General features: G+C 65.6%; 12 protein-coding genes. 9 read left to right on the top strand and 3 right to left on the bottom strand.

Annotated elements, in window-relative coordinates:
• Nucleotides 1-18 precede the first annotated feature (18 nt).
• The gene (locus QCE62_RS14470; RefSeq protein ID WP_309810607.1) at nucleotides 19-531 is read left to right on the top strand and encodes a winged helix DNA-binding protein; all 513 of its coding nucleotides are present in this window, start codon (nucleotides 19-21) and stop codon (nucleotides 529-531) included.
• Nucleotides 532-549: 18 nt separating this feature from the next.
• On the opposite strand, the gene QCE62_RS14465 is transcribed toward QCE62_RS14470, so the two are convergent.
• Entirely contained in the window at nucleotides 550-1194 is a 645-nt protein-coding gene (locus QCE62_RS14465; RefSeq protein WP_309919037.1) for a 5-formyltetrahydrofolate cyclo-ligase, read from the bottom strand.
• A gap of 19 nt (nucleotides 1195-1213) precedes the next feature.
• Here QCE62_RS14465 and QCE62_RS14460 point away from each other — a divergent pair, with 19 nt between their 5' ends.
• The 4 genes from QCE62_RS14460 (at nucleotide 1214) to QCE62_RS14445 (ending at nucleotide 6137) form a co-directional block, all read left to right on the top strand.
• Nucleotides 1214-3181: a transglycosylase SLT domain-containing protein gene (locus QCE62_RS14460; protein ID WP_309919034.1), complete on the top strand. Its 1968-nt coding sequence runs from the start codon at nucleotides 1214-1216 to the stop codon at nucleotides 3179-3181.
• Between the two features lie 128 nt (nucleotides 3182-3309).
• Nucleotides 3310-4266, top strand: a complete 957-nt coding sequence (locus tag QCE62_RS14455; protein WP_309919031.1) for a complex I NDUFA9 subunit family protein — start codon at nucleotides 3310-3312, stop codon at nucleotides 4264-4266.
• Nucleotides 4267-4284: 18 nt separating this feature from the next.
• The gene (locus tag QCE62_RS14450; RefSeq protein ID WP_309919027.1) at nucleotides 4285-4905 is read left to right on the top strand and encodes a glutathione S-transferase family protein; all 621 of its coding nucleotides are present in this window, start codon (nucleotides 4285-4287) and stop codon (nucleotides 4903-4905) included.
• Nucleotides 4902-6137: a multifunctional CCA addition/repair protein gene (locus QCE62_RS14445; RefSeq protein ID WP_309919024.1), complete on the top strand. Its 1236-nt coding sequence runs from the start codon at nucleotides 4902-4904 to the stop codon at nucleotides 6135-6137. The genes QCE62_RS14450 and QCE62_RS14445 overlap by 4 nt, the downstream gene beginning before the upstream one ends.
• Nucleotides 6138-6147: 10 nt before the next feature.
• Here QCE62_RS14445 and QCE62_RS14440 read toward each other — a convergent pair whose 3' ends face one another.
• Both QCE62_RS14440 and QCE62_RS14435 read right to left on the bottom strand, forming a co-directional pair.
• Nucleotides 6148-6342 carry a DUF2905 domain-containing protein gene (locus QCE62_RS14440; protein ID WP_309810593.1) on the bottom strand — a complete coding sequence of 65 codons (195 nt, stop codon included), beginning with the start codon at nucleotides 6340-6342 and terminating at the stop codon, nucleotides 6148-6150.
• A 12-nt stretch (nucleotides 6343-6354) separates the two neighbouring features.
• Nucleotides 6355-7560 (bottom strand): class I SAM-dependent methyltransferase, encoded by a 1206-nt coding sequence (locus tag QCE62_RS14435; protein WP_309919021.1) that lies wholly within the window; start codon nucleotides 7558-7560, stop codon nucleotides 6355-6357.
• A gap of 13 nt (nucleotides 7561-7573) precedes the next feature.
• On the opposite strand from QCE62_RS14435, the gene QCE62_RS14430 reads away from it, so the two are divergent.
• From QCE62_RS14430 to glmU, 4 genes are all read left to right on the top strand, one after another.
• The gene (locus QCE62_RS14430) at nucleotides 7574-8416 is read left to right on the top strand and encodes an SDR family oxidoreductase (RefSeq protein WP_309919018.1); all 843 of its coding nucleotides are present in this window, start codon (nucleotides 7574-7576) and stop codon (nucleotides 8414-8416) included.
• 24 nt (nucleotides 8417-8440) lie between these two features.
• Nucleotides 8441-8842: a dihydroneopterin aldolase gene (locus tag QCE62_RS14425; protein WP_309810591.1), complete on the top strand. Its 402-nt coding sequence runs from the start codon at nucleotides 8441-8443 to the stop codon at nucleotides 8840-8842.
• A complete protein-coding gene (gene ttcA, locus QCE62_RS14420) occupies nucleotides 8839-9798 on the top strand; it encodes a tRNA 2-thiocytidine(32) synthetase TtcA (protein ID WP_309919015.1) in 960 nt (319 codons plus the stop codon). Before QCE62_RS14425 ends, ttcA begins: the two co-directional genes overlap by 4 nt.
• Before the next feature lie 98 nt (nucleotides 9799-9896).
• Complete coding sequence (gene glmU / locus QCE62_RS14415) at nucleotides 9897-11264, top strand: bifunctional UDP-N-acetylglucosamine diphosphorylase/glucosamine-1-phosphate N-acetyltransferase GlmU (RefSeq protein WP_309919012.1); 1368 nt, start codon at nucleotides 9897-9899, stop codon at nucleotides 11262-11264.
• Nucleotides 11265-11292: the final 28 nt, after the last annotated feature.

Raw genomic sequence — 11292 nt, 5'->3', positions numbered from 1 at the left:
TAATAACGGGCGAATGCCATGCCGCGCCATCCCACCAAGATCGTCTCCTCCGAACATCTCGTGTCCGAAACCAGCGCGGAACTGTCGGAGTTCGAGTACGGGCTCATCATGGCGGGAAACGCGTTCAATCGCTGGATGGTGCGCTGCATGTCGGCAGCGGGAGCCAAGGACATGACCGCAGTGGAGGTGTCGCTGCTGCACCACGTGAGCCATCGCGACCGCAAGAAGAAGCTCGCCGACATCTGCTTCGTGCTGAATATCGAGGACACGCACGTCGCCACCTATGCGCTCAAGAAGCTGGTCGGGCGCGGCTATGTGCAGAGCGAGAAGACCGGCAAGGAAGTGTTCTTCTCCGCGACGCCGGCAGGGCGCGAATTGTGCGGGCGGTATCGCGAGGTGCGCGAGGCTTGCCTGATCGAGACGCTGCGCGAGAGCGGCCTCACCAACGAGCAGATCGGCGAAGCGGCGCAGCTGATGCGCAATGCTTCCGGTCTGTATGACACCGCCGCACGCGCGGCGGCATCGCTATAAATCAAGGTAGCGCCCGGCTCAGGCTTCCGTGACGATCGCGTCGAGCGGCAGGTCGTGGATTTCGCGCGGCAGCGCGCCGCAGCGGCATGCCTCGAACGCGACGCCCAGCGTGACCGGCCGCCGCGCACCCGGCCACGCGGCCAGCGTGCGGTCGTAATAGCCGCCGCCATATCCCAGCCGATAACCATCCGCGTCGAAACCGACACACGGAATCAGCAGCAGATCCGGCACCCCGACGCGTTCTTCGGCAGGCACCGGAATCCGGTAGCGGCCTTCCTTCATGGGCATATCGGCGCGCCATGCGTGAAAGACCATCGGCGCGCGCGGCTCGACGACGACCGGCAGCGCCGCTTCACGTGACGCGTCTTCGGCGAGCCAGCGCGTGATGACATCGCGCGCGTCGAACTCGCCCGCCACCGGCCAGTAGAAGCCGACGCACTGCGCCGCGTGGCGTTCGAGGGCCTCGCGCAGGCGCGCGGCGAGGGCGGCGTGCAGGGCGGCGTAACCCGGCTGTTCAGCCAGCGCTTCGCGACGTTCGAGCAGGGTCGCGCGCAGCGCACTCTTGGGCTCACTCTTAAGCAATTTCTCCGGCGCGTGTTCCGATGTCGCGCAAACGTTGCGTGATATGCTTTCTTCCGACCTCAGGACTCGCTTCAAGACCATTCGCGCTCCAGAAATAAAGATGTCAAAACGCCTCAACCGAGTATATCCCGCGGTCTGCGCCGCCCTTGCCGCGCTTTCCCTCGTTGCCTGCGGCACGGCCTCCGCTGTCCCTCCCGACGCCGATTTCACCCCCGGTTCCGACGACCGCATCTTCCTGCAGTTGCGCGACGCCGCCCGCGCAAACGACGCCGGCAAAGCCGCTGCGCTCGCCGCGCAGATTCCGTCCTATCCGGCGCCGAGCTATCTCGAATACTTCACGCTCAAGCCGCAATTGTTCGATTCGCAGGGTCACGCGCGCATCGACGCGCCGGATGCGCCCGTGCTGTCGTTCCTGCAGCGCTATGACGGCCAGGCCATTGCAGACCGCATGCGCAACGACTACCTGGTGGTGCTCGGCAGCCGTCACGACTGGAAGAACTTCGAGCAGCAATACGCGCGCTTCGTGCTCAACGACGACACGCAGGTCAAGTGCTACGCGCTGGAGGCGCGCCTGTCGCGCGGTGAAAACGTCGCGGATGCCGCGCGCGCGTTGCTTGTCGATCCGAAATGGTACGGCGACGGCTGTGTCGACCTGATCGGCGCGCTGGCCGAGTCGGGCCAGTTCACGAGCGATGACATCTGGCAGCAGATCCGTCTCGCCTACGAGCAGAACTACACCAACACCGGCGGCAACATCGTCGAGACGCTGGGTCAGGAAAAGCCCAAGGACTCGCTGCTCGACGACGCCGTCAGCAAGCCGCCCATTTATCTCGCGCGTGGCGTGATGCCCAACACCCCGGCGCATCAGCTCACGTTGCTCGCCATCACGCGCATGGCCCGCAACGATCCGGCCATGGCCGCGGCCACGTTCAGCTCCGTCGCGCCGAGCCTGACGCCGACCGAGCGCGCCATCGGCTGGGGCACGATCGGCTATCAGGCGGCGGTCAAGCGCATGCCGTCGGCGGCGGACTGGTACCGGCTCTCGGCCAATGCGCAGTTGTCGAACCCGGCGTATGAGTGGCGTACTCGCAGCGCCTTGCTCGCCGGCGACTGGAACATGGTGCGCTGGTCCATCGAGCAGATGCCGCCCGGCTTGCGCAGCCAGCCGTCGTGGGTTTACTGGCATGCACGCGCCGTCAAGCAGGCCGGCGACACGGCCACGGCGAATCAGGAATTCCAGAGCATCGCGGACCAGTTCAACTTCTATGGCCAGCTCGCGCTGGAAGAACTGGGACAGAAGATCACCGTGCCGCCGCGCACCACCGTGACGGACGAGGAAATCGCGCAGATGCAGTCGGTGCCGGGCTTCGCGCTGGCGCAACGGTTCTATGCGCTGAACATGCGGCTCGAAGGCAATCGCGAATGGAACTGGCCGCTGCGCACGATGACGGACCGCCAGTTGCTCGCCGCCGCGCAGTATGCGAAGCGCATCGAACTGCTCGACCGCACCGTCAACACCGCCGACAAGACCAAGGCCGAGCACGACTTCTCGCTGCGCTACTTGTCGCCGTACCGGGATATCGTCGAGCGTGACGCGCAGAACACCGGCCTGGACGTCGAGTGGGCGTACGGGCTGATCCGCCAGGAATCGCGCTTCATCATCAACGCGCGTTCGGAAGTGGGCGCGGGCGGCCTGATGCAGCTGATGCCGGGCACGGCGCAGCTCGTCGCGAAGAAGATCGGCATGGGTCCGGTCTCGCGCGCGCAGATGAACGAGATAAACACCAACATCCTGCTCGGCACGAATTACCTGTCGATGATCTACAATCAATTCGACAACTCGCCTGTGCTCGCCACCGCCGGCTACAACGCCGGGCCGGGCAGGCCGCGGCAGTGGCGGCAGGACTTGCGGGCGCCCGTGGAGGGCGCGGTTTTTGCTGAAACCATCCCGTTCACCGAGACTCGCGATTACGTGAAGAACGTGCTGTCGAACACCGTCTACTATGCCGCGCTGTTCGAAGGCCGTCCGCAGTCCTTGAAGGCGCGTCTGGGCTACATCGCTCCCTGACGGCGTCCCCAAGCGAACCTCACGCCCGCGTGTCCTGGAAAGGATTCGCGGGCGTTGTCTTTCCCGCTTCAGATTTTCAAGACGGTTTTCAAGACACGTCCGTCCAGCCACGACCCAAGAGGCGAGCCATGCGACACCAACACATAGCGTTGATCGGCGGATCGGGATTCATCGGCAGCCATCTCGTCAATGCACTCGTCGATCTCGGCAAGAACGTGCGCGTGGCCACGCGCCGTCGCGCCAGTGCCGCACATCTGACGCGGCTGCCCATCGACGTGATCGAAACCGATGTCCACGATCCCGTGCAGCTGGCCGCCTTCATCGACCAGTGCGATGCGGTGATCAATCTCGTCGGCGTGCTGCAGGGCCGGCGCGGCGATCCGTATGGGCCGGAGTTCGCGAAGGCGCATGTCGAGTTGCCGCGCAAGATCGCGGCGGCGTGCGCGGCGAAGGGCGTGAGGCGGCTGCTGCACATGAGCGCGCTCGGCGCCGATGTCGACGGCCCGAGCATGTATCTGCGCTCGAAGGGTGAGGGCGAAAAGATCGTGCGCGAGTCCGGACTCGACTGGACCGTGTTCCGCAGTTCGGTCGTATTCGGCCCTGAAGACAATCTGCTCAATCAGTTCGCGTTCCTCGAACGCATGTTTCCGGTGATTCCGCTCGCATGCGCCGACGCGCAGTTCCAGCCGGTCTTCGTTGGCGACGTGGCGAAGGCCATGGTCAACGTGCTCGATCTCGACGCCGCCGGCCATCAGGTCTATGAACTCGCGGGTCCCGGCGTCTATACGCTGGCGGAACTGGTGCGCTTCGCGGGCGCGACCATCGGCAAGCATTCGCGCATCATCAAGCTGCCGGAGAGCCTTGGCCGTCTGCAGGCGATGACCATGGAAATGGCGCCCGGCGAGCCGCTCATTTCGCGCGACAATCTCGACTCGATGAAAACGCCGAACATCGCGAGCGGGCCGCTTGCGCCTGAACTCGGCATCGACGAACCGGCGAGCATCGAGGCCATCGCGCCGCTGTACCTGACCGGCAATGCATCGCGCTCGCGCTTCGACGCCTTCCGCGCCACCGCGCACCGCTGAACCCCTTACTCTGATCGCATGAAACTCGTTATCGGTGACAAGCTCAATTCTTCCTGGTCGATGCGTCCGTGGGTGCTGCTCACGCATTTCGGCATCCCGTTCGAGGAGACGCTGATCCGCCTGAACCAGCCCGACACGAAGGCGCAGATTCTGGCGCTTTCGCCGAATGGCCAGGTGCCATGCCTCATCACCGATACGGGCGCTGCCGTGTGGGAATCGCTGGCGATTGCCGAGACGATTGCCGAACTGCACCCGCAGCACGCGATGTGGCCGCGCGATGCCGCCGCCCGGGCACGCGCGCGAAGCATCAGCGCCGAGATGCACGCGGGTTTCGCGGACCTGCGCCAGAACATGCCGATGAACCTCTCGGTCCACGCGCCGGGCACGGGCGCGACGCCGGGTGCGCTCGCGAACATCGCGCGCATCGAAGCCATCTGGGTCGAGTGCCTCGCGGCGTCGGGCGGGCCGTTCCTGTTCGGCGAGTTCGGCATTGCGGACGCGATGTACGCGCCCGTCGTCATGCGCTTCAACTCCTATGCGCCGAAGCTGAGCCAGATCTCGCTGGACTACGCGCGGCGCGTCACGGCATTGTCGGCAGTGGCCGCGTGGATCGACGGCGCGCGCGAGGCGGCGCGATGAACATCTATGCGGTCGGCGGCGCGATCCGCGATGAACTGCTCGGCGTGCCGGTAGTGGATCGCGATTACGTCGTGGTGGGCGCGACGCCCGAACAGATGGTCGCGCAGGGGTATCGGCCGGTCGGGCGGGATTTTCCGGTGTTCCTGCATCCCGAGACGCACGAGGAATACGCGCTCGCGCGGACCGAACGCAAGACGGCCGCAGGCTATCACGGCTTCCAGTTCTACTATTCGCCGGACGTGACGCTCGAAGAAGATCTCGCGCGGCGCGATCTCACGATCAACGCCATGGCCCGCGAAGTCACGCCGGCGGGCGAGCTGACGGGTCCCGTCATCGATCCCTTCGACGGCCGGGCCGATCTCGCGAACAAGCTGTTCCGGCACGTGGGCGAGGCGTTCATCGAGGATCCGGTGCGGATTCTGCGCGTCGGGCGTTTCGCCGCGCGCTTTGCCGATTTCAACATCGCGCCCGAGACCGCCGCGCTGATGCAAAAGATGGTCGCGGCCGGCGAAGTCGATGCGCTCGTGCCCGAGCGCGTGTGGCAGGAAGTGTCGCGCGGGCTGATGGAGAAGAAGCCGTCACGCATGTTCGAGGTGCTGCGCGGCTGCGGCGCGCTGGCGCGCATCCTGCCCGAAGTCGATGCGCTGTGGGGCGTGCCGCAGCGCGCCGACTATCACCCGGAAGTGGACACCGGCGTGCACGTGATGATGGTGCTCGACTACGCCGCGTCGCAAGGCTTCGCGCTGCCGGTGCGTTTCGCGGCGCTGACGCACGATCTCGGCAAGGCGACCACGCCGGAAGACATCCTGCCGCGCCATCTCGGTCACGAGGGCCGCAGCGTGGATCTGCTGCGGCCCTTGTGCGAACGCCTGCGCGTGCCCAACGAATGCCGCGACCTGGCGGTGCTGGTCGCGCGGGAGCACGGCAACATCCATCGCGTGATGGAAATGGGCGCGGCCGCGCTGGTGCGGCTGTTCGAACGCGCCGATGCGCTGCGCAAGCCGGCGCGTTTCGCCGAGGCCTTGCAGGCGTGCGTGGCCGACGCGCGCGGCCGGCTGGGACTCGACCGGCAACCGTATCCGCAGGCGGAGCGGCTGCGCGAGGCGCTCGTTGCGGCCCGTTCCGTCGATGCCGGCGCCGTCGCGCAACAGCACGCGGCCCAGCCGTCGAAGATCAAGGATGCGGTACACGACGCACGGGTCGCCGCCGTGAAGGACGCGCTGGGCGTCTGATCGTCCGACCTCAGAGTGCGCGCGCGATCAGTGAGAGCAAAAGGGAAAGCAGCAGCGTCGACATGAAGGGAAACGAGTATTCCCGGCCGAACAGCCGCAGCGTGAAATCACCCGGCAGCCGCCCGATGCCGAACTTCCTGAGCCAGGGCATCGAGCCGGAGAGGATCGCGAGCGCGATGAAGGTGGTCAGCAGCCAGCGGATCATGATGGATAAAAATCACAGGGTGTGAGTTCGGTCGCCGGTGGCGAAGGCGTCGAGCGTGCCGGAGATGCCGCGCGAAAACGCGATCACCTTGAACAGCTCGCCCATCTCGGCCTCGGAGAGCAGTTTCTGCACGGCATTGGCGGCCGGCAGGAAACGCCGCACATCGGACGGATCCAGTTCGCCGAGCACGTCGGTGACGCCCGCGTTCAACAGGAAGCGGGCCTGCGAGGTGAAGCCGAGCAGATCCGCGCCGGTCTCGACCCCGGCTTCCGCGATGCCCGTGAATTCCACGTGCGCGGTGATGTCCTGCAAGCCCGGATAGAGAAACGGATCCGGATGCGCGCGATGCCGGTAGTGACACATCAGCGTGCCGCCCGCCCGCTGCGCGTGATAGAACTCGCGGCGCGGAAATCCATAGTCGATGAAAAACGCCGCGCCGCGCACGAGCATCGTGCAGACGGTCTTCGTGAAGCCCAGCGCCGCTTCGTGCGTTTCCGTCACGTATTCGGCGAAGGGTTCGTCGTTGGCGTCGTCGATGGCGGCATCGATCAGTTCGACTTGCGCGTCGGGCGTGATCGGCCGGTCGTCGAAGGCCAGGCGGTCGTCCAGCAGCACCACGCCGCGCTCGTGCCACGCGCCGAGCTTGCGCGCGACGAGGCGCACGGGCATCGCGTCCAGCACCTCGTTGCCGATCACCACACCTTCGAAGCTGTCCGGCAGCGAATCGAGCCATTGCACCTTCGCGGCGAGCGCGGGCGCGTCCCGTTCGATGGTTTCACGCTGGCGCGCGCGCAATTCGCCGGAAAGATCGACGATCGCGTAGCTGTCGAAGGGCACGTCGAGTTGGGCGAGGGCGCTCATCAGGCCGGCGGCGAGCTTGCCGGTGCCGGCGCCGAACTCCATCAGCTGCCGCGTGCCGCTCTGCTGCAACGCCTGCGCCACGGGACGGGCGAGCGTGGTCGCGAACAGCGGGGACAACTCGGGCGCGGTGACGAAGTCGCTGCCGTCTTCCCAGCGGCGGCCGAATTTCATGGCGCCGCCGCTGTAATAGCCCAGGCCGGGAGCGTACAAGACCAGATCCATATAGCGGTCGAACGGCAGCCAGCCGCCCGCAGCGGCGATGCGTTCGCGGATCAGCCCGGTCAGCGCTTCGGATTGCGCGAGCGCGTCGGCGCCCGGAGCAGGTAAACTATCGGATTGTCGAGCATTCGAGTTCATCCCCGCATTGTAAATGAGCGCCTCCACACCGTTTTCTTCCGCTAACGCGCCGTCTTCCGGCGCCGCCCATCGTTCCCGCGCCGTGCTCGTGACCGGCGCGGCGAAGCGGGTAGGACGCGGCATCGCACTGGAATTCGCGCGGCAGGGCTGGGACGTGGCGGTGCATTACGGCGGCTCGGAGCACGAAGCGCGCGAAACCGTGGCGCTCATCGAGGCGCTCGGGCGGCGCGCGGTGGCGCTGAAAGCGGATCTCGGCGTCGAAGCCGAAGTCGCACGGCTGGTGCCGGCGTGCGTCGAGGCGTTCGGCGGTCTGCAGTGCGTGGTGAACTGCGCATCGCGTTTCGACGAGGACACCGCCGGCGATTTCCACTACGCGAAGCTGCTGGAGATGACCGCGATCAACGTCGCCGCGCCGCTGCTGCTCGCGCGCATGCTGCACGAGATCCTGCCGGACGCCGCGTCCGATCGCGACGAACTGCGCGGCGTGGTCATCAACGTGCTCGACCAGAAGCTTTACAACATGAACCCGGATTACCTGTCGTACACGCTGACGAAGGCCGCGCTCGACAACGCCACGGTGGCGCTGGCCCAGGCGCTCGGGCCGAAGCTGCGCGTGGTGGGCCTGGCACCGGGTTTGACGATGATCTCCGCCGGGCAGACGCCTGCGACGTTCGCGGCGGCGCATCGCGTGACGCCGCTGAATCGCGCGTCGACGGTGGAGGATGTCGCGCAGGCCGCGTGCTATCTCGCGAATGCGCACGGCGTGACCGGCACGACGCTGGTTGTCGATGGCGGCCAGCACCTCGTGCCGAGCCCGCGCGACGTGATGTACATGATCGGCGCGCAGAATCACTGACGCGCCCAACTTTTGGATGAGACCATGCTTGCCGCACTTTCGCACCCCCGGCTGACCGATTGCCGGCGGCTTTTTCTGCGCAACTACGAAGTGCGCATCAACATCGGTGTGCATGACTTCGAGAAGCGCGGTGAGCAACGCGTCGTGATCAATGTCGAGCTGTACGTGCCGCTCGCGCTGTCGACGCCCGTCGCGGACAAGCTGGCCGAAGTCGTCGATTACGACTTCATGCGCTCGACCATCGCGGAACGCGTGAAGCGCGGCCATATCCATCTGCAGGAAACGCTGTGCGACGACGTCGCCGCCGCCTTGCTGGCGCATCCGGACGTGCGCGCGGTGGCCGTATCGACGGAAAAGCCCGACGTCTATCCCGATTGCGACGCGGTCGGCGTCGAAGTCTTCCGCATCAAGGAGGAACAGGCATGAACGCGCGCGACACGCTCGACACCCCGGACGAGGTCAAACCGGTCCGCGAGGCGCTGACGAAGCGCCAGCAAAAGGAAGCGTACGAGAACAACAAGCTGTACAAGCGCATCGTGCGGCAGGTTGGCGAGGCGATCGGCGACTTCAACATGATCGAGGAAGGCGACAAGGTCATGGTCTGCCTGTCCGGCGGCAAGGACAGTTACGCGATGCTCGACGTCCTGATGCGCCTGCGCGAGCGCGCGCCGATCAACTTCGAGCTCGTCGCCGTCAATCTCGACCAGAAGCAGCCCGGCTTTCCGGAACACGTGCTGCCCGAATACCTGGCGAAGCTGGACATTCCGTTTCACATCGAGAATCAGGATACGTACAGCATCGTCAAGCGCCTGGTGCCCGAGGGCAAGACCACGTGCTCGCTGTGCTCGCGGCTGCGGCGCGGCATCCTGTACCGCGTGGCGGGCGAACTCGGCGCGACCAAGATCGCGCTCGGCCATCATCGCGACGACATCCTGCAGACGCTGCTGCTCAACATGTTCTACGGCGGCAAGCTGAAGGGCATGCCGCCCAAGCTGCAATCGGACGACGGCAAGAACATCGTGATCCGTCCGCTTGCTTACGTGAAGGAAACCGATCTGGAGAAATACGCGGAGTTGCGCGAATTTCCGATCATTCCGTGCAACCTGTGCGGAAGCCAGCCGAACCTGAAGCGCGCCGAGATGAAAGCGCTGATCCGTGAATGGGACAAGCGTTTCCCGGGGCTGGTCGAGAACATGTTCAACGCGCTGTCGAATGTCGTGCCGTCGCATCTGATGGACGGCGCGCTGTTTCCGTTCGCCGGATTGCGCGCGACGGGCGAAGCGGATCCGCAGGGCGATATCGCGTTCGACGAAGAACCGTGCGCAAGCGAACCGTCAACGTCGGCGGGCACCATTTCAATTGTGCAGTTCGACGACCTGTAACCGTTGTCGGAGCAGGATGCGGCGTGGCTTTCGCCGCATTGCATCAAGGAGCCGGATGCTATATTGGCGGCTCGTCACACCCAGCAAGGCTTCCCGGCATGAACATCGTGATTCTGGCTGCCGGCATGGGCAAGCGCATGCGCTCCGCCCTGCCGAAGGTACTTCATTCACTGGCGGGCAAGCCGCTGCTCTCCCATGTCATCGACACGGCGCGCACGCTTTCGCCGACGCGCCTCGTGGTCGTCGTCGGACATGGCGCGGACCAGGTTCGTGAGGCTGTCGGCGCGCCGGACGTGCAGTTCGCGCTGCAGGAACGGCAGCTCGGCACCGGACACGCCGTGCAGCAAGCGCTTCCGCTGCTCGATCCCTCGGTGGCCACGCTCGTGCTCTACGGCGATGTGCCGCTCACGCGCGCCAGCACGCTCGAACGCCTGATCGATGCGGCAGACGAGAACCGATATGGCGTGTTGACCGTGGACGTCGGCGATCCGACCGGCTATGGACGCATCGTGCGCAATGCGGCCGGCTCGGTCCGCAAGATCGTCGAGCAGAAGGATGCGTCCGAAGAAGAACGCCGTATCGCGGAAATCAACACGGGCATCGTCGTGACGCCGACGCGCGCGCTCGAAGGCTGGCTCGCATCGCTCAGGAACGACAACGCGCAAGGCGAGTTCTATCTGACCGATGTCGTCGAACGCGCGATCGAATCGGGCGTGGAGGTCGTCACCGCCCAGCCCGACGCCGAATGGGAAACGCTCGGCGTGAACAGCAAGGTCCAGCTGGCCGAACTCGAACGGATTCATCAGCGCAACGTCGCGCACGCGCTGCTCGATGCGGGCGTGACGCTGCTCGACCCGGCGCGCATCGACGTGCGCGGCACGCTCGAATGCGGCGCGGATGTGTCCATCGACGTGAATTGTGTGTTCGAAGGGCGCGTGACGCTTGGCGACAACGTGACGATCGGCCCGAACTGCGTGCTCCGCGATGCCGATATCGGCGCCGGGACGCGGGTGGATGCTTTTACGCATATCGAAGGCGCGACGGCCGGCGCGAACGTGGTACTCGGGCCGTATGCACGGCTGCGGCCGGGCGCGCAGCTGGCCGATGAAGCGCACGTCGGCAACTTCGTCGAAGTGAAGAACGCGGTGCTCGGGCGCGGCTCGAAGGCGAACCACCTGACCTATATCGGCGATGCCGACATCGGCGCGCGCGTGAACATCGGCGCGGGCACGATCACCTGCAACTACGACGGCGCGAACAAGCATCGCACGGTGATCGGCGACGACGTGTTCGTCGGCTCCGATACCCAGTTGGTCGCGCCGGTGCGCGTGGGCAACGGCGTGACGATCGCGGCGGGCACGACGGTGTGGAAGGACATCGGCGAGAAGGAACTCGTGCTCAACGAGAAAACGCAAGTGAGCAAGACGGGCTACGTGCGCCCGGTCAAGAACAAGAACAAGTCGTAAGGCTGTTGGTTTGACGCAGTCAGACGCG

The organism is Caballeronia sp. LZ033, from assembly GCF_031451265.1.
In the GTDB taxonomy this organism is placed as follows: Bacteria; Pseudomonadota; Gammaproteobacteria; order Burkholderiales; family Burkholderiaceae; genus Caballeronia.
The sequence above is the reverse complement of the archived record's forward strand: the minus strand, read 5'-3'. Positions and strand labels throughout refer to the sequence as shown.